The 24,430-nt window shown below is 35.2% G+C and carries 15 protein-coding genes; 2 read left to right on the top strand and 13 right to left on the bottom strand.

The window, feature by feature from the left end; genetic code table 11:
• Nucleotides 1-2: 2 nt before the first annotated feature.
• From ACFO3N_RS16085 to ACFO3N_RS16050, 8 genes are all read right to left on the bottom strand, one after another.
• On the bottom strand, nt 3-2,333 hold the full coding sequence (locus ACFO3N_RS16085; RefSeq protein ID WP_379799325.1) for a DUF5703 domain-containing protein: 2,331 nt from the start codon (nt 2,331-2,333) through the stop codon (nt 3-5).
• Nucleotides 2,334-2,601: 268 nt separating this feature from the next.
• Nucleotides 2,602-4,026: a sialate O-acetylesterase gene (locus tag ACFO3N_RS16080; protein ID WP_379799323.1), complete on the bottom strand. Its 1,425-nt coding sequence runs from the start codon at nt 4,024-4,026 to the stop codon at nt 2,602-2,604.
• A 278-nt stretch (nt 4,027-4,304) separates the two neighbouring features.
• Complete coding sequence (locus tag ACFO3N_RS16075) at nt 4,305-7,691, bottom strand: glycosyl hydrolase (RefSeq protein ID WP_379799321.1); 3,387 nt, start codon at nt 7,689-7,691, stop codon at nt 4,305-4,307.
• Between the two features lie 295 nt (nt 7,692-7,986).
• Nucleotides 7,987-11,313: a glycoside hydrolase family 2 TIM barrel-domain containing protein gene (locus ACFO3N_RS16070; RefSeq protein ID WP_379799318.1), complete on the bottom strand. Its 3,327-nt coding sequence runs from the start codon at nt 11,311-11,313 to the stop codon at nt 7,987-7,989.
• 139 nt (nt 11,314-11,452) lie between these two features.
• Nucleotides 11,453-12,580 (bottom strand): glycoside hydrolase family protein, encoded by a 1,128-nt coding sequence (locus ACFO3N_RS16065; RefSeq protein ID WP_379799316.1) that lies wholly within the window; start codon nt 12,578-12,580, stop codon nt 11,453-11,455.
• A gap of 184 nt (nt 12,581-12,764) precedes the next feature.
• A complete protein-coding gene (locus tag ACFO3N_RS16060) occupies nt 12,765-14,441 on the bottom strand; it encodes a hypothetical protein (protein WP_379799314.1) in 1,677 nt (558 codons plus the stop codon).
• Between the two features lie 275 nt (nt 14,442-14,716).
• Nucleotides 14,717-16,903: an alpha-L-rhamnosidase-related protein gene (locus tag ACFO3N_RS16055; RefSeq protein WP_379799311.1), complete on the bottom strand. Its 2,187-nt coding sequence runs from the start codon at nt 16,901-16,903 to the stop codon at nt 14,717-14,719.
• 433 nt (nt 16,904-17,336) lie between these two features.
• Nucleotides 17,337-18,128 carry an AraC family transcriptional regulator gene (locus ACFO3N_RS16050; protein ID WP_379799309.1) on the bottom strand — a complete coding sequence of 264 codons (792 nt, stop codon included), beginning with the start codon at nt 18,126-18,128 and terminating at the stop codon, nt 17,337-17,339.
• A gap of 128 nt (nt 18,129-18,256) precedes the next feature.
• Between ACFO3N_RS16050 and ACFO3N_RS16045 the strand changes: the two genes are divergently transcribed.
• Complete coding sequence (locus ACFO3N_RS16045; protein ID WP_379799306.1) at nt 18,257-19,471, top strand: MFS transporter; 1,215 nt, start codon at nt 18,257-18,259, stop codon at nt 19,469-19,471.
• A gap of 99 nt (nt 19,472-19,570) precedes the next feature.
• On the opposite strand, the gene ACFO3N_RS16040 is transcribed toward ACFO3N_RS16045, so the two are convergent.
• Nucleotides 19,571-19,792 carry a SymE family type I addiction module toxin gene (locus tag ACFO3N_RS16040; protein ID WP_379799304.1) on the bottom strand — a complete coding sequence of 74 codons (222 nt, stop codon included), beginning with the start codon at nt 19,790-19,792 and terminating at the stop codon, nt 19,571-19,573.
• Between the two features lie 147 nt (nt 19,793-19,939).
• On the opposite strand from ACFO3N_RS16040, the gene ACFO3N_RS16035 reads away from it, so the two are divergent.
• Nucleotides 19,940-20,155: a helix-turn-helix transcriptional regulator gene (locus ACFO3N_RS16035; protein WP_379799302.1), complete on the top strand. Its 216-nt coding sequence runs from the start codon at nt 19,940-19,942 to the stop codon at nt 20,153-20,155.
• 18 nt (nt 20,156-20,173) lie between these two features.
• Here ACFO3N_RS16035 and ACFO3N_RS16030 read toward each other — a convergent pair whose 3' ends face one another.
• From ACFO3N_RS16030 to ACFO3N_RS16015, 4 genes are all read right to left on the bottom strand, one after another.
• Nucleotides 20,174-20,707, bottom strand: a complete 534-nt coding sequence (locus tag ACFO3N_RS16030) for a restriction endonuclease (protein ID WP_379799300.1) — start codon at nt 20,705-20,707, stop codon at nt 20,174-20,176.
• A 3-nt stretch (nt 20,708-20,710) separates the two neighbouring features.
• Nucleotides 20,711-21,589 (bottom strand): toll/interleukin-1 receptor domain-containing protein, encoded by an 879-nt coding sequence (locus ACFO3N_RS16025; protein WP_379799298.1) that lies wholly within the window; start codon nt 21,587-21,589, stop codon nt 20,711-20,713.
• A 165-nt stretch (nt 21,590-21,754) separates the two neighbouring features.
• A complete protein-coding gene (locus tag ACFO3N_RS16020) occupies nt 21,755-23,335 on the bottom strand; it encodes a sodium:solute symporter (protein WP_379799296.1) in 1,581 nt (526 codons plus the stop codon).
• Entirely contained in the window at nt 23,332-24,396 is a 1,065-nt protein-coding gene (locus ACFO3N_RS16015; protein ID WP_379799294.1) for a Gfo/Idh/MocA family protein, read from the bottom strand. Before ACFO3N_RS16015 ends, ACFO3N_RS16020 begins: the two co-directional genes overlap by 4 nt.
• Between the last annotated feature and the right edge of the window lie 34 nt (nt 24,397-24,430).

Raw genomic sequence — 24,430 nt, 5'->3', positions numbered from 1 at the left:
AGTTAGTTTAATTTTGTTTTCTCTGCTTCAGATTTTCCTAACAGATTTATAATGTCTTTTTTTCTTTCTTCTGGAATTACTTTTAAAACCTTCAATTCTCCATTCATGAGTTCGGCTTCAATTGTTGTGTTTTGTTTGGCATGCAATTTAAAATGGACGTTCCATTCTTTTGGCCAAGCTGGGAAAAGATAAATTTTCCCGTTTGCTTCTTGTAAAAGCATTTCCTGCATACCAATCATTCCCGATCCGCCCCAATTATGATCTGGAACCCAGTCAAATCCTGGTCCCCAAAAAGCTGGAAAACGTCTTTCTGAATTCGCCATTTTTAGCGTATTATATTTTGCTGCTTGTTCGGTTAAACCCAAACGAGCCGAGAAAATATTATCCTGTTTCCATCCAATATGACTTCTGAATTTTAAAGCATCTGGATCGTATTTCCATGTATTTAAAGCCGTTTCCAAATCAGGTTTTCCAACACCATAAATTCCCCACGGATAAACAGGATACAATTGCGGAACTTCAGAATTATTAATTCTTTCCCATGTTTTGGCAGGAAGCAAAACTTTATGATTTTCTGTCTGTCCAAAATTTAAAGGCGGAATTCTCGTTTGAAATGCTTTTAAATATTCAACGTCTTCTTTTGACAATTGATTACTAGAAAGGTTTAAAAGATTTTCTGTAATTACCTGTAAAGCTGAAATCGTGCTATTCGAATTATTGGTCATTTTATAAGTTTCAGCAGCTGAACCTGGAAAAAGAACTAATTTTCCGTTTCCATCTAAAGCTTTTCTGCCTCGCTGTTTGGCTAAATATTGATAATGCTCATCGAAAAATCGAAGACAGCTAATGATAAATTGATTGTATTTTTGAATGTCTTCTCCAGCATATTCTTTCTGCTGTAACATCATTTGGCAAAACTCTAAAACGGTGTCCCATTCGTATTCGAGCCACGCATTATATTCCATTCCCGGATCGTAATCTGCGGGACGTTTCCATTCGTATTCAGCTGGATTTGGAAGTCCGAAGTTTTCTAATTGTTCTGTGAAAGATGCTCCGTTATGTTTCCAATACACTTTACTTCGCAATTCAGCATTTTTTTGAAGACTTTCGTAATAATCCAATTGTGATTTCATCATATCAAAATCACCGCTTTTTACCATCGGAAAATAAACCAATCTTTGGTTTTGTGCCGTCATCGTTCCTCCGCCCCAATTCCTGAAATCGGGTGTAAAATTCAGGTCTTTATTGGTATGAAAAGGATCAACGGTAAAAAGTCCACCGTTGAATTTGGTTGGATATTTTCCATACGCATTGCATCCCAGCATGTATCTGAACAACTGATAATTCTGTCCGATTTGATAAACTGAATCTTTCTCAATCGATTGATTTTTTTGAGTAAAAATAAAACTACGGTTCCAGAAATCATTCCACCATTTTTGAGTGTTTTTTTCTGCTTGTTTTGAAGTGTTTTTATTGGATGAAATAAAACTTTTTAATCCATTATCCCAAGTAGAAAAATCGGATTGACTGGTGTTTAAATAAATTTCTAAAGAATGATTTTTGGATGGTTTTACACTTGATAAACTAAAACCTTTAAAATCGGTTGACTGATATTTTCCTAAGTAAGTTCCATCTGGTTTTAGATTCTCTCCTTTCATAAATCCACCGAACGTCAGATTTGCGATCGGGTTCAGCATTTGAGCTTTAACCGATTCCATTTTCTGCTGTTTAACCGCTACATCAAAAACCGTATTTTCTCTGTTTCTATGATAGAATTTAACTCCGTTATTTTCAAACGAAATAGAATCTTTATACGTAATAAGTTCTCCCTGAGGTGCCCATTTATAGGAATTAGCATTGTTTTCTTTTCCTTTCGGATAACGGTTTTGATAACGCCAACTTTCATAAGAAGCTGTCATTTTCAACGGATTTTTACTTTCTAAATCAACATGAATAATTGGTTTAAAAACATCCACCCAAAGTTTAATCTTAGTATCATTTTGGCCAACTAAAACATATCCGTCTTTCAGTTTTAACTCCTGACGAAAACCTGTTGTCCCTTCAAACGGATTTGGTGTTAAAGTCACTTTTACCCGTCCTAATTTTAATAATGTATTATGCTCATCAAAAGTCCCGCTTCTAGAGAAATAGAAATACAAATCTCCTTTCTCTACCCAAACATTCATACCAATATCACCACCTCCTAAAGGCATAGATTCTGATGAATTATTGCTTTGTGTTGTCCAAACTTGATTGTAATTATCAAGCGAAGGGATTTGCGCTCTGATACAAAGCGTTGTGAAGAGAAGTAGTAATAGTATATTATTTTTCATTTTTTACGTTTTCCTGCAATCCCGAAGCTTCGGGACAAAACCTTGTAGGTATTTGTTTTTTAATTTTCTCTCGCAGATTTAGCTGATTAAGCAGATTTATTCTCATTTTTTGTCATTTCGACTGAAAGGAGAAATCACACGAGAAACTCCGCACAGAATGTCTTCAATCTTTGTCGATTTACGCGTGTGATCCCTCGTCCCTCGGGATGACAAACTAGACGTCAAACTCATAACTCATAACTCATAACTCATAATTAACAATTAACAATTACCACTCATCCGTTCTAAACGAAGAAACCGGCAAACCGCCTGCACTAAACAATTCCGCTTTCGCGAAATCTTTCCATAAATAGCGAACTGCAACTGGATTTTTTACTTTATCCGAAGTTAGAACAACTGATTTTCTTCTTACAACCGTTTTTGCGGGATAAAAAACTTTGTCTGCCCCTGCTATTTCAAAACCTAAAACCTCTTTGTCATAAGACGTAATACCGTTAGCAACATCATCAAAAGAAACCGTTACGGCACCATCTTTTATTTCCATCGATTTGTACTTCGGACTTTCGAATTCAAAACCTTCCATTCCATAAGTTCTTGCCAAAGCTTGAAAAGCTAAACGGTTTCCTCCTTTTTCCTTATCCATTGGGTGAATGTTATTTTCTTCCCCAACATCCATCAAAACAGCCATTGCTGAATTCGGAATTTCTTTTGAAGCCTTAAACTGCGCTTCTCTCAAATAAGCCGAATTGTATTTTTCTAAATAATCTTTTGGATGAAAAGAAGCATAATTAAAAGGTGCGATCTGAGCGAAATAGAAAGGAAAATCTCCCTGGTTCCACAATGTTCTCCAACTACTAACCATTTTCTTCATTAAAGCAGTATATTCTGAAGCTCTTTCGTAATTCGATTCTCCTTGATACCAAATACAACCCTTTATTCCGTAACCAATTACAGGCGAAAGCATTCCATTAAACAAAGTCGTAGGAACACGATTTGGATCTTTTGCTAATTCTTCTTTTGTAGTCGGAATTTTAGCGCTTGCAAAATCTTTAAGCATTGCTGCGTTCATCCACGCTTCCATGCTCGAACCTCCGTATGAAACATGAATCAATCCAACCGGAACATTTAAAACTTCCTGTAAAAGCGAACCAAAATACCAAGCCGTGGCACTAAAATTAGATGTTGATTTTGGAGAAGCTTCTTCCCATTTTCCTTCAAAATCTTGCAAAGGTTCTAAAACTGTTGCTCTTGGAATCGTAATTAAACGGATATTTTTATTGGTTGATCTTACGATGATTTCGTTTCCATTTTTAACTGGCTGACCTTGAAATCCTTTCAATGGCATTTCCATATTGGATTGTCCAGAGCAAAGCCAAACTTCGCCCAATAAAACATTTTTGATGGTTATCTTTTCGTTTCCTTCTGAAACTTCAATCGTATATGGGCCTCCAAAAGAAGAAGTCTGTAATTCTGTTTTCCATTTACCTGAAACATCTGCTTTTACTTTATAAGTTTTAGAATCCCACGAAGTTTTGATTACGATGTTGGCGTTCTTTTCTGCCCAGCCCCAAATGGGTGCATTTGATTTTTGCTGTAACATCATATTATCTGTAAACAATGCCGGAAGTTTAATTTTGGCATTGATTTGAAGACTCGCTAAAATCGTTAATAATGCAATAATTGATCTTTTCATTTTTTTGTTTTTTTTGCCACAGATTAAAGGATTAAAAAGGATTATTAATTTCTTGAAATTCTTTGATCTATTGATATTTTTCTTCTCAATTGCCTCCAGCTTTAGCTGGAGGTCATAAAGTATTTGCATTTCTAGGGCTTTAGCCAAATAATTAGTTTGGCTAAAGCCCAATTCTTATCTTCTTCTAACCCTTCAGCTAAAGCTGGAGGCAATTGATTTTACTCTTTCTTTATCACAGATTAAACAATCCTTTTAATCCTTTAATCTGTGGCTAACTTTTATTTTTCTTTTACAATACTAACCGGCCCAAATAATCCCGCTTTCAACAACGGTTCTGCTTCTAATCGAAATGGCGCTGTTGTCCACGTTAATCTTTCTTCTTTTGGTAATTTTTGATCACCAATTAATCTATTAGCCCAAGTATTTGTGATTTTGATTTCTATTGTATTTTTTCCTTTTTGCAAAGCTTTTGAAATATCAGTTTTGAAAGGGAAAGTCCAAAGCGTTCCACAATCTCTTCCGTTGATTTTAATCTCGGCAATATTGGCAATTTCTCCTAAATCCAACCAGATTTTATTAGTATCTTTTCCTTTCCAGATGAAATCTTTTTTATAAATCACAGTTCCTGAATAATACTTAATTTGATCATTTTCAGAAGTGCTCCAGTCAAAAAGTTTGTTTGTTTTTACGACTTCTTTCGGACCTTTAAATTTCGGATCAAATTGTAATTCCCAGTTTTCATCTAAAGTCTGCACTTTTTCAAATTCAGATGATTTTCCTTTTGCTAAAACTTCATTGGTTTCCTCTTTAAAAATCACAAAACCAGATTCGTTTGAATCTAAAGTTATAGAAACAATTGTTCTTCCATTTTCTATTTTCAAATTGGCTACAGTCGAAGTTTGATCTGTCACAGGATTATACCATTGTGGAACTTTCCCAGCTATTCTAAAAGAAGCATCAAATACTCTTTTTTCATTCTTTTGATTCGAAAGGAAATATAAATCTTCACTTTCTGATTTTCGATGCGCCCAAGCCAATGTTTCTGAATCAGCTCGATTTAAATTTGGAAAATAAACATCTTGAGTAATTCCAATAGAAGCAAAATCATTTCCTAAATATGGCAATTTTACAACCGTACCTTTTCCAATTTTCCATGTTGATGAATTGGCATTATTCCAGATTTCATCAATTACATTCTGCCATTTCTTTTGATCGGCTTCTGATTGAATTCCTGGCTGAAGATTCGGTTTTTCATCTACAAAAATCGTTGCTCCATCTTTTATTAATTGGAGGATTTTTTCGGCGGAAGCCAAAGAAAGCATTTTATTTGGTGCCATTTTATGACTTCCCGGAAAGAATAAAGCGCCGTATTCAATTCCACCTTCAAATGTCACTTTTCCTTTTACCACTTTCGCACGGTTAATCAAAACATCGGCATTAAATGAATCATATTGATAACCATTTAACGGATTAATCCACTGTGATAAATCGTTGATATTTTTAGAATAAGTAACTTCTTTTGGCATTTTAGCCGTTGGCTGACCTTCATTTTCTAAACGGATTTTCTCTTTTTCCAATCTTTCATTTCCGAAAACATTCGGAATAAAAGGCACCAAACGATCCGGCACAAAAGAACGGGAAGGAAAATCTTCGCCAATAAAAACCGCCAAGTCAATTACTGGTTTTCCTTTTTGCAACTGAAACTGTACTCTTTGACAATAATCAAACCACGCTTTTCCGGGTTTCCACCAAGTTTGGTCTCGTTGGAAAAAAGTTCCAATATCGTCTAAAGTCATTCCCGGTTTTCTGTCCGTCCACGGATTATGTACAAAAACGTGATAGAATAAACGGTTGATTCCTAAAGCGTAATTGCGATCTGCCGTTGTTTTTAAGTTTCCGGGATGCTCGTCCCAATCCATTCGTAAAGCGGTGAAAGATTCTGCTTGAATAATATCTTTTCCGTAAATATGACCGCCCGAAATGGCATCGACCATATCAAAAGGTTTGTCGTGTGTTGGGCTTTTCAGCCAAAATTCACCACCTGGATAATCGACATATTTATAATGCAGCAAAGCATCACTCATCATGGTTGGCGCGACATTTTCTGAACTTAACTTAACGTTATATTCTTTTGCAATTTGAGCGACAGTTCCGTAGAAATTATCGGCTACTAAATCGGCAATTGTTTTTCGAACATCGTATAAAACTTTCTCTGAAAAATCGGCATTTTCTATCGGAATTCCAGCCATTACAGGCAGATATTCTACAATATCATAACCACGTCTCTTTTTAAACTCAGCCTGAAAAACCGAAGACCAGTTTTGGCTTCCACATTCCCAGCTGTCAAAATGAAGAATCTCCAGAACTTTTGAAGCCAATTCTGGCCCAGCCGAACGAACAGCTTCTCCAAACCAATGATCCAACTGAAAACGAATTAATTCTGGATTAAATTTGTCTACTTCCAGTCCTTTTCCTGCTCCGCCTGTTGCATTTTCATGTCCTGTAGAAGTGTGCCCCATTCGGATAATTTTCCATTTCCCTTTTGGCGCTTTCCACTTTAAGTTTCCATCGGCATCAACAAAATTAGAGATATTGATAATTTCGGATTTTTTGAATGTATCAGAGTTTGGAATTTCTTTGTCGGTAGTCTGCGGAGTCAAACGCCAAATTGCGCCTGATTTTCCCTCGTAATTATTAATTAAGGACTGATTTGAAAGTGTAATTTTACTCACTTTTAGATTCTGTTTCCATTTGGCAAAATCCAAATCTTCAGCTCCGGGTTCTGTTCCTTTTGGATCATACACAAATCTGAAATATTTTGCCATAACGGGCGTAATGGTGTGTGTATTTGGAAAATCCATATCCTGCCAACCGTGACGTGGTGCGATCATTCTTTCGTGGAGTCTAAAATGAATTCCATCATCACTCACTTCCACAATCAGACGCTGTGCCTGAAAATCTCTTCCTTTGGTTTCTATTACAATAGATTTGCAGGTAAAAGGTTGGGCAAATTCGTATTGAATCCAACCTGCATCGGCAAACTTGAAGTTTTCATCTTTTTTAGGATCAGCCAAAAACGATGCATCGGTGTTGTTTGATGTAGTTACTATTGGCAGTTGTATCTGCGAAGTAATTTGATATTCTTTTATCGGAATCGCAAAAGTGGCAATGTCTCTATAATAATCTTTATAGTGTTCTGGAATTGGCAATTTCGACGCAACTTTTTTTCCACCTAAAATTTCAGTCGTTGACCAGACTACTTTCTGCATCGACATTTCTGGGGTAATCCACGGCCCGCCTGCAACGGCAAATCCGTCTGCTCCATGAAAAGCCAATTTCAAATCTAAACGATCTGCTTCTTTAAAAGCCCAATGAATCATATCCCAAAATTCAGGAGTCAACTGTAAAACCGGTGGATCTAGCAACGGCGGATTTGCTGGTCCTTTTATCGTCATTAAATAAGCTCCCGCAATTCCGGCTTGTTTCATGGCTTCTAAATCGGCTGTGATTCCGACTTTAGAATACGCCGATTTCATCCAATACCAATATACCCAAGGTCTTGAGGATTCCAATGTTGGCTGAAAAGATTCTTTTTTATGGACTTCTTGTGCAGACACGAAGCTCGCCAAAAGAAGGACAAAAAAGAGGTGTTTTTTTGGAAACATTATTCTTTGTTTTTTGATGATCTGCTTTATCTGCAAAATCTGCGGGAAAAATTTACTCTCGCAGATTTAGCTGATTTGGCAGATTTTTTATTTTTTTTAATCTCACATATTTTTGTCATTTCGACTGAAAGGAGAAATCACATTAGAAATTCCACAACGTATTTTTCCAATCTTTGTCGACATACGCATGTGATTTCTCCCTTCAGTCGAAATGACAAACTGTACTTAAAATATACTTCATCTATAATACAAAATACCTAACAGGTTTTGGAAACCTGTTAGGATAAATCGTAATCTAATATTTAAACTTCTTTAAACTACTTTCCAACTGATTTTTTGAACCGCTGAAAGGAGTCAAATAAAAACTGTACTCATAATCTCCAGATCTAATTTGATACTGTTCTAAAGGCTGCGCAACAATCGTCCAACTATCATTTCCTCCTACTCCCATTTGGATTAAATCGATGTTTACAGTCAAGAATCCAGGATCTTTTAAATCGTATGTATGACCAGATGAACTCAAGTTTTCCTGTGTATACGGCCATGCGCTCATGCTTAAAACTTTGGTATCGTTTACCACTAAAAATCCATTGTTTTTCTGTGGAGTGCTTAATGCCATCCATCTTACATCGCATCGGTTTCCGTTTTCTTGTGGTTTTGGATAATGTTCGATAAAATCATTAATTGGAAGTGAATATTTCCCAACGAACGAACCAAAACTTCTGTCGCTATAATTTTCTAACTCTCCTTTTCCATACCATGAAATCTGGTCGAATTTTCTTTGAACACCCATCTGCATTCCGATTTTTGGAATGTTCGGTAATTTATTTGATGCTTTTAAACTGTAATCTACTTTTATTAATCCGTTTGGTAAAATATTATAGATTACTTTTACGCTCGCACTATCTTTTATAACTTCATAATCACTTGTTATTTTAATTTCCGAAGCCGATTTGTCAATTGAAATGTTAACCAATTTTGGTTTTGCTTTGTACCATTGTTTCAACAGCTTTTGCGATTTCCAACCACGTTTATCATTGTCTGTAAGCGGTCTTACAAAGTTTGGAAGCAATGGTGCAAAAACTTGTTCTTCTCCGTTAAAAACATACGAACTCAAAGCTCCGTTTGTTTTTCCAATTGTAATATCAAAAGTTTTTCCTTTGATTTTGAAATCTGAGTCAGACTCAGAAACGTTCAGCGTTTCTTTTTTAGATTCTAGCGAAACCGCTTCTTTCTTTTTCAATATAAACTGATCTTCCGCTACAGCGTAACCTTTTGATGCCCAAAGTTCCTCTTTTGAAAGTTGGAATTCTATATTCAAAATATATTCCGCATCAGCTTTCATTTTTGGAAGATAAGAACTGATATCTAAAGTTGTTGATTGTCCTGCTTCTACTTTTAATGGTTTTAAAATCTGAGTTTTAATCACGTTTCCGTTTTCCAACACTTTTAAAACCGGAATATAACTTTCTAAAGATTTAACGGCCTGACGATTTTTGATTTCCAATTGATTTCCGTTTAAAGTTGAAATCGCTGGCTGATATACCCATTTATTCTCAAAAATCGATCCTTTTGGTTTTCCATTAGAATCTACAATTCCTTTTGTATTGAAGTTTCCGTCGTGGTATTTCTCGCCAAAATCTCCTCCGTGCGCAAAATAATTCTGACCTGATCTTGAATCAAATTTCACGATTCCCTGATCTTTAAATTCCCAGATACAGCCTCCGATAACTCTTGGAAGCGAACGGAATTCATCCCATAATTCTTTTAAATTTCCAACTGAGTTCCCCATCGCATGAGAGTATTCAACGAAAATAATCGGACGTGTATCTTTCTTTTGATCTACTAAAAACTTAGGTGTAAAAACGCCTGGATAAAAACGGCTCACCATATCGACATACGAATCATCCTGCGGATTTTCGAATCGATAAGCGTGATCGATTGTTTTTGGATATCCTGGATCAAGCGGATCGATATATCCGTCTAATTTGGCATTTCCTTGCGCTGGTTCATAATGAACTGGACGTGTAATATCGAAATCGTGAACCCAACCCGACATTGCCGAATGATTTGGCCCTTTTCCGCCTTCGTTTCCTAAACTCCACATCACGACCGATGGATGGTTTTTATCTCTTTCGACCATTCGGATTATTCTTTCCATATAAGCGTTTGTCCAAAGCGGATCGTTGCTTAATTTTCCGCCAATTCCGTGCGTTTCCTGATTGGCTTCGTCCATCACCATAATTCCGTATTGATCGCATAATTCGTAGAAATAAGGATCGTTTGGATAATGGCTTGTACGTATAAAGTTGAAATTGAACTTTTTAATCGTGGTAATATCTTGCTTGATGTCTTCTCTCGTAACCGCTTTTCCTCTTGTTGCATGATGATCGTGACGGTTTACGCCATAAACATAAGTTTCTTTTCCGTTGATGAGCATTTTTCCATTTTCTTTTGAGAATTCAATCGAACGGAAACCCACTTTACAGCTTTTGGCTTCGGTAACATTTCCGTTTTTATCTTTTATCGAAATGACCATCGTATACAAATTCGGTTCTTCTGAACTCCATTTCTTAGGATTTTTGATAGTTTCTTGGAAGAATCCGAAGCGAACATTATCCAAACGCGGATAACTTTCGTTAATCAAATCGATTACAGGTCTTTGAAGCGGTTCTTTGAACATTGCCGTATTATTGGCATCGTACAACTGAACATTCATTGTATAATCTTTAATTTTTACTCCTGTCAAATTCTCTACTTTTGGACGTAATTTGAAAATCGCATCTGTATATTGTTTGTCTAATTTGGTTTGAACAAAGAAATCCTGAATACGCAATTTCGGCTCGGCCATAATAAAAACTTCACGCTGGATTCCGCTCATGCGCCAGTGATCCTGATCTTCTAAATAAGAACCATCTGTCCAACGAATTACACGAACAGAAACTACATTTTCTCCCGCTTTTAAATAAGGTGTAATATCAAATTCTGATGGCAGAAAACTGTCTTCGCCATAACCTAAAAATTCCCCGTTTAGCCAAACTTCAAAACCTGAACTTACGGCTCCGAAATGTAAAGTCACGGTCATGTCTTTCCAATTTTCAGGAACGGTAAAACTGCGTTGGTAAGAACCAACTCCATTATAATCTTTAGGAATATAAGGCGGATTTATTGGTCGAAACGGATAAACGGCACTTTTGTAAATTGGATTGTCATATCCTTTCATTTCCCAATTTGATGGTACTTCGATTTTATCCCAGCCTGAAACGGTATTTTTATAAAAATCTTTCGAAGCTTCTTTCTGATTTACAGCATATTTAAAATCCCAATCGCCATTTAGCATTTGGATTCGGCTTTTGGTTCTGTCGCCTTTTAAAGCGTCTTCAACACTTGCATATGAATAAGCAGTTGCTCTTGACGGTTGTCTGTTGATGCTTGTTATTGTTGGATCTTCCCACGGAGCAAATTCGTATTTTTTATGCAACTCGGGGATTCCTGCTGGCTCTCCTGTAACGGATTGGGCTTGCGTGTAAGTTGTAAATAGTAAAATGTAAAATGTGAATACTGATTTTAGTATCGAAAATCGAAACCTTGAAAAGTTATTATTTTGAATTGGTTGAAACATTCTTTTATTTTTAGTTTTTTTTGTCATTTCGAGGAACGAGAAATTCCGCAATTATGATCGACAATCTTTGTGGTTACGAGTGTGATTTCTCCTTTCAGTCGAAATGACAAACTAGGTCTTAATACTTAATTCTCTATACTTAATTCTTCTTTGTCTTTTTCTCAGGCGGTGCTACAAAATTCAATTTGCTTTTTCCTAAATCTTTAGAAGTTGCAATGGCGATTCCTCTTTGTTCTGCTTTGTTTACGGCACAATAAAAGTGATAAACTACTCCGTCATGTTTTACCACAAATGATTTATGCGCAAACATATCATCGTAAGGTTCAGATGATTTAACTAAATCGTCACCTTTCCAGTCCGTCCAGTTTACTAAATCATTCGAAACTGCAAAACGGTTAAATGCACCTTGATTCCAACCCGTCCAAAAAGCTCCAAAATAGAACATCACCCAATTATCATTGATACGTTGAATATAAGCATCTCCTGAAATTCCTTTATGATGGTTGATTAAAGGTTTATCGCCATAACGCTTCCATGTTTTCATGTCGTTAGATACTGCCATTGCAATACGTTCAGCACCTTTTGCAGGATTGATACTATCACCACGGGCATTGTAATACATGATAAAATTGTGTCCTGTAACTTTATCTTTATCACGAATTACACTGTTTTTGTACATCGTGCTATTATCCCACCATCTGGCATCTTTGTCTTTTGGAGTCAAAACCGGATTTTCTAATCTTTGGAATTCATGTGGTTTTGTAGGTGCTTCTTTGGTATATGCCATTCCGATTGACAAAACGCCTGCTTCGTAACCTTTGCTGTCTCCACCAAAATAACTCATCCAGTATTTGTCATCGTATTTTTCCCATTCGTAACTTCCTCCCCAAGTTAGATCCTGTAACGAAATATATCCTGCTTTTTGGTTGACGTCCCAATGTTTTTCATTTTCTGAAAAAGACATTACTTTTCCTAGATGTTTCCAATCTAAAAGATTGTCGCTTTCCGCAAGCCAGGTTTCGTAACCTCTTCCATCGTAAATTAAATACGTCATATACCATTTTCCGTCTTTCCTAAATACACTAGGACAATCCATTTTATATGAGTTGTCAGTTGGAACCATCACCAAACCGTATTTATAAGGCGTTTTGATTTCTTCGTAAATCTCCTGCATTACGCTGTCGGTAATTTCTCTTTTCTTGTATTTTGTTGCACAGCTGGTTATGGCAAGTGCTGAAATGGTTAGGATTAGATATTTAATTTTCATTTTTATGTTTTTTTTGCCTTTTAGGCGCTATCCCGATAGCTATCGGGACTAAGTTTTTTTTGTTTTCGAAAGATTTAATCTCGCAAAGTCGCAGAGTCGCAAAGTTCTATTTTCTATACTCTATTTTCTATTTTCTATTTTCTAAAATCTTGCTTCTTGCATCTTTCTTCTTCCCCACTCTCTTCTATTTCTTCAACTCTTTTAATTTAGATTCCATTACGTCTTTATTCAGTTTTACTTTTACCATCCCTGTTGGATGAAATCTTCTTTTCAAATCGATTGCATTATACACTATTGTGTAAACGTCATTTCCTTCTGGGATTAAACACAAAGGCGTTCTCATAATGTCCCACCATTTCTCAACTTTGGTTTCGATTGGTAAATAATGTGCTTCTGCCCAATTAACGCCGTCAGCCGATAATGAATAGGCAATCATATTTGGTAAATGATGCCCCCAGCCGTCTGGGCCTCCATCAAAAATAGCGATGTACATTCCGTTTGGTAATTGACTAACAATCGGATTTTCTACAAACTGCGGATGCATTGTTTTAATCGGTTCCAAACCTTTGTTCATTCTCAACCAAGGACCTTCTAAACTTTTGGATTCGGCTAAAGCCACAAACCAGCCTTTTCCTGATTTTTTCGGATAATCTGCCCATGAATTGAACGGATATGCACCGCTGTAAAATCCGAAATATTTGTCGCCAACCTGATACGGAAAAAACGAAGCAACACCCTGACGTCCTTCCCAAGGTTGAGAATCTAGTCCAGGTTCCATAATGATTCCCATATCTTTATAAGGTCCGCCAATTCCGTTGATTCCGTCTACTGTCGATTCGCAACGCCATATTCTTCCGAATGAATGATTTGGTTCTATTTCTTTACTAACAGTATACGCCAAATAATAGCCATACCATTTGTTTGCTTTTTCGTTGAAAATTGGCATATACGACCAAATAGCTGCACGACGATCATTCATCGGATTATCGTCTTCTGTAACGGCGTAAGTTCCACTTGCTTGGTAAATTGTAGATTCTCTTTTCCAATGAATCGCATCTTTACTCGTCCAATGTCCGATTTTGGTTTTAACACGATCATAATAGTAATCAACGCCTTTTTCTCCAGCTCTTTCTGTTGGAAACATGTGATACGTATCGCCGACTTTTACTACTCGCCCGCCTTCAAAACCGCCTTGAATACCTTCTGTTCCAGACATTCCCTCATCTATAACGGGTTTATTTTCTCCTCCAATAACTTCGAAAAGCGGTTTTTCATCTGAAAATCCTTCAACAATAAAAGTTGGATTCCAAAGTTTTCCATCTGGAAAATTGGCATTTCTTGGCTCTAGTTTTTCAGAAACTTTTATAACACCTAAAATGGTAAATAATCCTTTTCCAAAATTTAAGGTTTGTGTTCCTTTTGAGAAAGAAACCGCATAAACATTTACTGAAGGCAATCCCGTTACAGTAACTCCATTTTCTAAAACTAATTTGGCATTTTGAAGTTTATCAGCTTGAAGATAATCTGAATTATTTTCTTGAAAAACTCCAATCAAAACCTGAACTTGTTCTTTAAATTTTAATTGTAATGGAGCATTATTTCCATTTTTATATTTATCTGAAGGAAGTTCAATTCCTGTCAAGCCTTGCAATTCTGGAACTAAACGAACAATATTGTGTTTGCTTCCTGAAAACACATGTGCGTATTGAATAGTTTTGAAAGTTTTGTAATTGGATTTTACAATTTCAAATGTCGCTGGTTTCCATGCGGTGGTTTGTGCTGTAGCTTGGATGCAGACAGCCAATAGCATTAAGAAAACGGTTTTTAATTTGAAATGGTATTTTTTACTTTTTGAAAACATTGGTTTTTTGTTTTTTTGCTTTATTCTTCTGATACATTTCTTCACTCTTGTCATTTCGACGTAAGGAGAAATCTTCGCGAGAAACTCTACAAAGATTGGCGACATTCGGTGCGGAGCTACTTGCGAAGATTTCTCCTTACGTCGAAATGACAAACTGTACGTGATAATCTTTGTGGTTACGAGTGTGATTTGCTTCGCCTATTCGCTATCACTCGAGTCTCGTTCCTCGGAATGACAAACTCGACGCTATAAACTATTCACTATTCACTAATTACTCACAAAGCCTTATAACTCACTTTATACTCTACATTCGGTTTTACAATCAATTGATATTTATTTTTTGCTAATTCTGTAATGGTTCCAGAGTTTGTTTTAGGTCTGCTCACACTTTCAAAAATCAATTTTCCTTCTCCTTCGCCTGCTTTTACTTTGATTTCTTTGGTACTGCAATACACGGCAACTTCTCCGTTTGGTGTTGGCACTTTTCCTTCCATCCATTTTAAACCTCCTAAACTTGGTTTGATTTCATATTCAGAATATCCCGGAGCAGTTGGTTTTACACCTAGATAATATTTCCCTAATAAATAAATCGGACTTGCACCCCAAGCGTGACAAAGGCTTTTTCCGTAAGGACGACCGTACATCGTTAAATGCTCCGTTCCTTTTTTGTTCGGATTGTATTCTTCCCAGAAAGATGTTGCGCCTTCATTCAGCATTCCGCCCCAATAGTCTTTCATTTCTTTTAAAACATAATTCTGTTCGCCCATTGCGCATAAAGCTTCCAACTCATAAAAACGCATATACGGTGTTGTAATTTGAAGAACATTTTTATTGAGCAACACTTTATTTTTCACACTTTGTTTTTGTTCTTCAGTAAAATAATTGAAGAAAATACCGAACATATTAGCGTATCTCGTTACAATATCCTGCATTTTACCATCGATACGCTGGTGTTTCATTACGTTTTCTTTTTTATCCCAAAACACATCAAATAATTTCGTTTTTAAATCATCTCCTAATTTTTGATATTGTTTTTGATCTTCAGTTTTCCCAGCAATTTCGGCACTAACCACCATTGCTTCAAGACTTCTTGCTAAAAGCATTTGTTCAAAACTAACTTCGCCAGTTTTTGGAAGTCCGTCTGCCCAGTCGATGAAAACCCAGTCGCCTTCTAATGGTTCCAGGAATCCATTTTTGTTTCTTCTTTCTAAACAGAAATCCATAAGCGATTTCATTCTTGGATAAAAAGTTTTGATGAATTTCGTATCGCCCGTGTGTAAGTAGTAATCGTAAACACCTACAAACCAATACAGCGAATAATCCATTATGATATTTACGTGAGCCGTTACAGGATCTTTTCCGCGAAGCGCTAACAATGTTCTTTCTACCGAAGCCGAATCAAAGAATAAATAATAATTCATTAAATAACTTTGATAAGCGTCTCCAGACCAAACCCAGCGGTCACGTTTGATTCCATCTATAAAAAATTCGCGAGAAGTTAAATGCATGGTGTAAGCCGACACATCCCAAATTTTATTCAATTGTTCATCCGAAGACTTGAATGCGCCACGATAGTCTAATGGCAGATATTCATAAAGCATCGAAATAGAATCGTATTTTACCCCTGCATCTGCTTGTACCTGAACATAACGAAAGGCTTTTGAACCATCATGTGTGTAAGTTTCAGATTGTTTTCCATCAAAAGATAAATGATCTAAGGTTTCGCATTTGGCAGAATCCAAAGCTTCTTCACGAGATTCACCATAATAAAGTGCTAGTTTACCTTTTCCTTTTAAACCGTGAATTTTAATGTAACCAAAAGTTTCTTTTCCAAAATCTACCAACTGACCAGCTCCAATTTTTTCTGTTTTTTTTGCGCTTAAAGGTTTAGTTGTTAATTTAAATTCAGAAGGTTTATTTTCTGACGAATTAAAATTCCAAGAACCAACAGGAACCCAAGGCGTACCAGATTGCTGTGCTTTTCCGGTTTCATCAATCCAAAGTTTATCTTCGTTGGTTACTTTCCAAGAAGCATCAGATTTAATGTATTTTCCATTAATATAAATAGCCGGTAATACTTCCTGATTGTAAACTTTAAAAGAAATTTTGTGTTTTCCAGAAGGAATTTTTATTGATTTTGGCTGTCCGTAAATTTGAACACCATCTAAAAGTAATTGAAAAGGTCCTTCTGAGAAGATTTTCACTTCATCTGACTTTGGAATATCTACTTCTGTTTGAAAAGTGACCAAAGCATACGGACTATAATATTGCCAAAGTGGCGGAAACACAGCTTCGCGTTCTGTACGTCTAACCTGCATTTTATTGCTTAACCAAACTTCAAAATCACCTGGATACCAGATCCATGTCGCTTCTTTTGGTTTTTCTTGAGCAAATGACAGCGAACACGAAAAAAGGGCAACAAAAAGAAGTAAAGTCTTAAAAATAGGAAAGCGGTTTAGCATAGTTAGTGTATTTTGGGACTAAAGATAAGTGTTATCTTTACATTTCACAACCTGCACTATCCTGTTATTTCATAAAAAACAGTACTTTTTGATAATTTTTTAAGGGAAAAATTACGTCTTATAACTTTTTTAGTACTAAAAAAAATGATGTTACAATTTTATGGAACACTGATGAGACGGATTCGCTATCGCGAAGACGCGGATGAAAACGGATTTTATTTTTTAAACACATAGAAACATAGAATTACTTTGTCTATAAAAGGCGTTTCACTTGCATAAACACACATAGCTATGTGTTAATGACTAGTCATTTTTGATTCTCTATTTCGCTAAGTAAAAAAAATCTATGTTTCTATGTGTTTAAAAAATCCGTGTAAATCCGCGTCTTTACGAAGTAAATCCGTTTAATCAGCGTTCAATTTACATTCAAAACCTAAGCAATCATTCTATCGTTCTCATTTTCATCTTCTAAAATATAGTTAGAAGGCGTTTTGCCCAAATGCTTTTTAAACATATAAATAAAAGCACTTGTAGTTTCGTAACCCAAGTTGAAAGCAATTTCCTTGATGGATTGTTTTTCGCCCAAACGTTTTATCGCTTCTAATAATTTTAATCGAGTACGCCAATCGCTGAAATTCATTCCCAATTCTTTAATAAATAATCGGGATAAAGTTCTCGTACTCATAAAAGAAAGCTCAGCGTAATATTCTATTGTGTTTTTACTTGAAACGTCATTCATTAAAAGCTCAACCACTTTTTGAAGTCTTTCGTGATTGGTTGTTGGCAAGAAAGTCGCACTTGGCGCAATTAAAGCCAATTCGTCCAAGAAAACAGAAATGATTCTTTTTTGTGGTGGAGTCAGATTTCCTTCGATTCCAAAAGAAATGATTTTAAAAACCAACTGCTTTAAAAACATCGGAATATCAAACGAAAAACTATTTGTTGGCAATCCCTCCATTGCAGACGGATCGATAAAAACGCTGTAGTAATTCACGTCTTTCTGAAAAGTAACCTGATGTTCTACTCCGCCTGGAAGCCACAAGCCCTGCAACGGATTTACAACCCAAATATGATTGCCCACAACAACGTTCATCACGCCACGGGTTGCATAGATCAACTGACCTCTTGGATGCGAATGCGAAATACACATTTCATTGGTTACCATTTCGGTATAGCCAATAACAGGAATCGATGGATCAAGTCTGTATCCATGTTCCTGTGCCATTCGATATGTCCGAATCTGGTTATTCATTGTCCAAATATAGCAATTCTGACATTAGTATTCTTTTAATCTTTGCAAAAAATAATACAGCTGTTGTTTTTTAATCTAATTTAAAAATCAAAAAATATCTCATGGACACTATTAAAGCAAATCCTGACATAGTTAAAAAAACCACTTATTCGATCTTATTCATCATAAGTTTTTCTCATTTAATTAATGATCTTTTACAGGCTGTTGTTCCTTCCATTTATCCGCTTTTAAAGGAAAATTTTAGTTTAAGTTTTACTCAAATTGGTATTATAACGCTAACGTATCAAATGGTAGCGTCTATTTTACAGCCGTTTGTGGGAATGTATACCGATAAAAACTCAAAACCATACTCGCTGATTGTTGGAATGTGTTTTACAATGGTTGGACTTTTCTTTGTTTCGATCGCTTCGAGTTTTATCAACTTATTATTATCAGTAAGTTTAATCGGAATCGGATCTTCGATTTTCCATCCTGAATCTTCACGTGTGGCGCATTTGGCTTCGGGCGGAAAAAGAGGTTTGGCGCAGTCTATTTTTCAATTGGGAGGAAATGCAGGAAGTGCCATCGGACCTTTATTAGCTGCTTTTATCGTTATTCCGCACGGACAATCTTATATCGCTTGGTTTTGTATTATTGCGTTAGTTGGTGTTTTTGCTTTGTATAAAATTGCAATTTGGTACACTGCACATTTATCTGAAAGAAATGCTAATAAAGCTTCTCACCAAATCGAAACGCATCATTTATCTAAAAACCGAGTAATTGCTTCGTTGATTATTTTATTGGTTCTGATTTTCTCTAAGTATTTCTATATGAGCAGTATTACGAGTTATTATACTTTTTTCCTTATAGATAAATTCCACATTACGATTCAGCAGTCACAAGTATATTTATTCTTGTTCTCTGGCGCTGTTGCTGCAGGAACTTTAATTGGAGGACCAATTGGAGATCGATATGGCAGAAAATATGTAATCTGGGTTTCAATTCTTGGAGTTGCTCCTTTTACTTTAATGTTACCTTACGTTTCTTTATTCTGGGTTGGAACTTTATCTGTAATTATCGGATTAATTCTTTCTTCGGCATTCTCAGCAATTCTGGTTTACGCGACTGAATTAATGCCTGGAAAAGTCGGACTTGTAGCGGGTCTTTTCTTCGGATTTGCTTTCGGAATGGGTGGTTTAGGTTCTGCTATTTTAGGAAAAATTGCCGATGCTACAAGTATAGAATATGTATTTAAAATTTGTGCATTCCTGCCTTTAATTGGGGTTATTACTGGGTTCCTGCCTAATTTGGAGAAGAAAAAGAAAACTCAGGAATAATTTTTAAACACATAGAGACATAGATATTGGATTGTCTTTAAAAGGCATATCATTTAATAATAAAACACATAGTTTTCTCGATTGAAAGCTATGTGTTTTTTATTTCGTTTCAATTTCATTATTAGTTGTAATAATGATTTTATTTTGCTGATGTTCAATCGTTACGAAATTCCCGTAATTAAAACCGATTTTCTGAAGCCATTTTCCGCAAAGACGTATTTCTGGAAATATAACGTATCGATGATCTGATCTTGCAATATGTTTTGGCTGGATTTTTAATCGCCTTTTTACTGATTGTTGAGTTATATTTTCTTGCTTCATAGTTATTGATAATTTACACAAAAATACTATAAACAAACATAAAAAGAAAATAAATTTACACAAAATGTAAATTTTAATTTATTAAACTTTGATTTTCAAGTCTTTAAAATTTTGCGATATTTGCAGGAGAATTCATAAACTAGCAATGTGTCAAAAATAAATTTGAATAGAATAAAATCTGTTTTGGCAGAAAAAAATAGAAATGGTAAAGATTTAGCAAGTCATTTAGGAAAAACAGAAACCACTGTTTCTCGCTGGTGTACAAATGAAATTCAGCCTTCTATTGAAACACTTTATGAGATTTCTAAATATTTAAAGGTTGATATTCGGGAGTTGTTGGTTTCGACTGCTGGTAAATTATAAAAAATATTAGATTTATTTTTAACTTATTCTTCCTGATACAGCTAACAAACATATTTTTTCTTTAATTAATTTAATCATTTGAGCTGTATTTGTTAATGCATCTATTTCAGCTCTAGTAATTACAATTATTCTCCTTTTTTGAGCGAGATGGAATGCAATAGTATTATGTGCAGCAGTTAAATCTGCAGCGTTTCCAGTAATACCATTATTTGCAATTAGAATCCCGAAATCTAATCCTTTCGATGCAAGTTTTTGACAAAACCAATTTACTTCAATACTTGAAACAGGAGTACTCCAATTTTTGCATTCAATAAGAATAACATTTGGTAGGAAATTCAAACCATTTTTATGATTATCATTCCATATAGCAACGTCAATTTCCTCATTATGATAAGCATTCATTTGATTTCTCATTGCAATTGAAACTCCAGGTATAGTTTCAAAAAGGTAACAAGCTAAATCTTCAAATGCTTTACCTTTTATTTGATTTGTCACTCCATGATCACAACCTTGAAAATGACCTGCTAATGTTCGTACTGAATAGTTGGCCATATTTTAGTAATGATTATGAACTATTTCGTTTCTAATCTTGCGGATAGATTCATTAAAATCGTTTGAAATTAATTTTTCAATAAAATCAGATATTTGTATAAAGTAATAATTTAGAGTATTTGGTAATTCTTTTTTCTCAATTCCCTTTAAATTATCATAGAATATTAGGCAACATTCAGCAAAGTTATTTTTAATGAGATTATTAACATTAGATTCTATTTCTCCAATATTTTTTTTATTAATTTCTTTTTTTATTTCAATAAGAATAGGGTTTCCAAGTACGTTACTAAGTTCATCACTCCAGATACAAAAATCTGTATAAAAATTTGATTTAGAATCAAACTTATTTTGTATGACATTTAATGAATATTTCTCAAAAATGTCTTTAAAAAATATTTCATACTCCCTTTCATTATTAGTATTTAGATTATTGTAGTTGTAAAAGATATCATTATAATAATTTAGAGAATCACCTTTATAATATTTATGCTGTATTATTTTTTTCTCTCTTTTTTTGGGCTTTATTTTATCCAAAAATATTTTCAGATTAAAACTTATTTTTTCAATTTCAGTTGGCAACGCACGAACATATGGCGAATCAAAAAGAAAAACAGGATCTTCTTTATATTCCGAAATTATAGAAAAAATAGGTTTATTTAAGCTAAAAGCTATCCCCGCTTCAAACGCAATATGTGGATTCTCAAGGCTGTAAACTAATATAACAAAATCACATTCAGAAATTGCTCTTTTAATTGATTTTTGTATTGAGCTACCATAATCTATGTCCGACAATGAATCATAAACCTCAATTTTATTTTCATTAAGAAGTTTAACAATTTCCGAAATATTATCAGTAAATCGATAGGAGATAAATGCTTTCATGATTTTTAAAAATTGCAGATATTTTTCATAATTGATTATGCTTCATTTTTTACAATGTAAAATTATCTTATTGGAACAAACGTACTATTTATTTAACTTAATGCGTAGAAATTTAAATATATTTTTTTTATTTACTACTAAAAATTATTCACATAAAGATCTTTTCTAATTCCCATTAAAAACCAAATACAAAACCAAAATCGTCAATCCCAACAAACCAAATAAAAGCTTCACCTTTTTACTAGTTTTAGGAATATCCGTTTCATCTGAAACATTAACTTCAGGATTTTTATCGGTTAAAGAAATAATAACGGCTGCAATTAAAAGTGTAGCAAAAATGTAAAAGGAAATCAATAAAAAGTGAGGCCAAACTGGATATTTATCAGCAGGGAAAATCCATAGATATAAAACCCCAACAAACAAACTAAAGGCAGAACCCCAAGAAAGTGTTGCATTTACGGCTTTTTTAGTCGTGCGTTTCCAGAAAACACTCAAAAGGAAAACAACAGATAACGAAGGCGCCAGGAAACCTAAAACCGCCTGAAAAATGTTGAATAAATTCTGTCCTTTGATATTATCAATAGCAACCGCAATCAGAATCGCAAATACACATCCAGCAGCAATTGTTAAACGACCAATTTTAATTTGATCCTGAATCGTCGCCGTCGGGTTGATTTTCTTTACATAAATATCATTTGTAAAAACAGTACTCAAAGCATTTAACGAAGAACCAATTGTTCCCACCAAAACCGCAATCATCACGCAGATTACCAAACCGTTCATGCCGCTTGGAAAAAGGTTTGTGACCATTGTCATATAAGCTAAATCAGAATTGCTTCCTAATTCGGGATATAACGCATAACATAAAATTCCGGGAAGAATAAACAACGGCAAAGCCATAACTTTTAACCATCCGATAAAGTTTACTCCCAATTGTCCCTGCTCCAGATTTTTAGCTCCTAAAACACTCTGTACCATCGATTGATCGGTACAGAAAAAAGCAACTGCAGCAACAGGATATCCTAACAAAATAGCAGGCCAAGGATAATGTGCATCATCAGAAGGACGAATTAAATTCCAAAAGTTCGATGGTGTTTTAGCAATTAAAACATCAATTCCGCCTAACTTTTGTAAACCTAAAAAGGAAAGGGTAAGCGAAACTACAATCAGCAAAATCATCTGAAAAACATTCACTTTTGCAATCGCTTTCAATCCTCCAGCAAACGTGAAAATTCCAGAAAAAATCACTAAAACCGTAACGCTCTGCCACATCGGAATTCCCAAAATCTGACGTACTAAAACGCCTCCGCTAAATAATCCCAAAGACAGCCAGCTTACTAATATTTTCACCAAAGCGTACCAAGCCAAAATATTCTGTGTACTGTCACCGTAGCGTTTTCCCATATATTCGGGCATTGTACTTACTTTGCTCGCAATATATCTTGGCGCAAAAACCATTGCCAAAAGCAGTAAAAACACAAAAGCGTACCATTCGAAATTTCCCGCTACAATTCCCGTAGCGTAACCAATACTCGCAAAAGCCAATAATGACGAAGGCCCAACATTAGTTCCCCACATATTAAACCCAATGCTGTACCAGTTTAAGGAGTTTCCAGCCAGAAAAAGCGTTTCGTTTTTCTTTCTCTGTTTCATACTTACCACATATCCAATGACTAATAAAGCCACTAAATAACCCGCAACAATTACAAAATCGAGCGTGGTTAATCTATCGTAGATACTGTTCATAGTCCATATTCGTTAAGAATATCGGCAATTTTAACCGGCATTCCAGTTTGCAAAGATTTATCCATTGCCTGTAATAAAGCCACAGTTCCAATTCCTTCTTCCATGTTTGGATACGCTTCAAAACCTTGCTCAATACTGTCTACAAAATATTCTAAATAATTCTGATATTCCCCGCCATGATGACTTTGTCCTTCAAAACGGAAATAATATTTTATCGTGCTGTCACCCCAAGTAATTACTTTTTCTTCACCCGTTTTATCTGTAATGGCATAACGCAATTCGTGATAATCAGCTTGGCTTGCTCCTTCTGTAGCTCGCAGAATTGTGCTCATGCCACTGTCGCGCTGGGCTGGCTGAGTCGGCGAAGTATACACACCGCTTACACGAGCAATTCTTCCATCGGTTGCTTTGAAAATAAAATGCATGGTATCTTCATTCTTTAATCCTGTATTTTGTCCGTTACTGCTGATCATTCCGTAACCCATAACTTCTTGAATATTTGGCAAATACCATCTTATGAAATCTACAGGATGACTCAAACCTCCGTACAGCCATTTAAACGATTGCAAAAGCGACCATTCTTTCTTTAAAAACCATCTGTGATCGGCATGATATTGTGCTTCAATGGTAATTAAATCTCCAATTAAACCTGCTTCATAATCGGCTCTTTGTCTTTTAGCTGGTTCGAAGAAACGCGAACTTTGGCCGATAAAAACTTTCTTTCCTTTCGATTTGCTTAATTCTAACAATTCTTTGGCATCCGAAAGATCATCGATAAACGGTTTTGTACAAACGACATGTTTTCCATGCAATAAAGCTTGTTTTACGTGTTGAGCGTGTAAATGATCTGGTGTATAAATCGCGATAATATCAATTGACGAATCATTTAACAAATCGTCGTAATTGGTAGTGTAAGAATGAAAATCGAATTCTTTTGCTCGTTGTATACACAATTCTTCGTTTCGGTCGCATATTTTAATGAGTTCTAGTTTTGAACTTTCGATTGCAGCCGACATTGTGCTTCGTCCTTCTCCAAGTCCTAGAATGGCTATTTTTAACATGGGTTTTGTTTTTAGATTTTTGATAGTATGATTA

It is taken from the genome of Flavobacterium chungangensis, assembly GCF_042654045.1.
GTDB classification, from domain to species: domain Bacteria; phylum Bacteroidota; class Bacteroidia; order Flavobacteriales; family Flavobacteriaceae; genus Flavobacterium; species Flavobacterium chungangensis.
The sequence above is the reverse complement of the archived record's forward strand: the minus strand, read 5'-3'. Positions and strand labels throughout refer to the sequence as shown.

Bases quoted from the DNA above. Each gene is read 5' to 3' on its own strand.
- ACFO3N_RS16045 (WP_379799306.1), top strand. From the start codon at position 18,257: ATGGACACTATTAAAGCAAATCCTGACATAGTTAAAAAAACCACTTAT.
- ACFO3N_RS16015 (WP_379799294.1), bottom strand. From the start codon at position 24,396: ATGTTAAAAATAGCCATTCTAGGACTTGGAGAAGGACGAAGCACAATG.
- ACFO3N_RS16075 (WP_379799321.1), bottom strand. From the start codon at position 7,691: ATGTTTCCAAAAAAACACCTCTTTTTTGTCCTTCTTTTGGCGAGCTTC.
- ACFO3N_RS16030 (WP_379799300.1), bottom strand. From the start codon at position 20,707: ATGGCCAACTATTCAGTACGAACATTAGCAGGTCATTTTCAAGGTTGT.
- ACFO3N_RS16080 (WP_379799323.1), bottom strand. From the start codon at position 4,026: ATGAAAAGATCAATTATTGCATTATTAACGATTTTAGCGAGTCTTCAA.
- ACFO3N_RS16040 (WP_379799304.1), bottom strand. From the start codon at position 19,792: ATGAAGCAAGAAAATATAACTCAACAATCAGTAAAAAGGCGATTAAAA.
- ACFO3N_RS16050 (WP_379799309.1), bottom strand. From the start codon at position 18,128: ATGGCACAGGAACATGGATACAGACTTGATCCATCGATTCCTGTTATT.
- ACFO3N_RS16065 (WP_379799316.1), bottom strand. From the start codon at position 12,580: ATGAAAATTAAATATCTAATCCTAACCATTTCAGCACTTGCCATAACC.
- ACFO3N_RS16085 (WP_379799325.1), bottom strand. From the start codon at position 2,333: ATGAAAAATAATATACTATTACTACTTCTCTTCACAACGCTTTGTATC.
- ACFO3N_RS16055 (WP_379799311.1), bottom strand. From the start codon at position 16,903: ATGCTAAACCGCTTTCCTATTTTTAAGACTTTACTTCTTTTTGTTGCC.
- ACFO3N_RS16070 (WP_379799318.1), bottom strand. From the start codon at position 11,313: ATGTTTCAACCAATTCAAAATAATAACTTTTCAAGGTTTCGATTTTCG.
- ACFO3N_RS16060 (WP_379799314.1), bottom strand. From the start codon at position 14,441: ATGTTTTCAAAAAGTAAAAAATACCATTTCAAATTAAAAACCGTTTTC.
- ACFO3N_RS16025 (WP_379799298.1), bottom strand. From the start codon at position 21,589: ATGAAAGCATTTATCTCCTATCGATTTACTGATAATATTTCGGAAATT.
- ACFO3N_RS16020 (WP_379799296.1), bottom strand. From the start codon at position 23,335: ATGAACAGTATCTACGATAGATTAACCACGCTCGATTTTGTAATTGTT.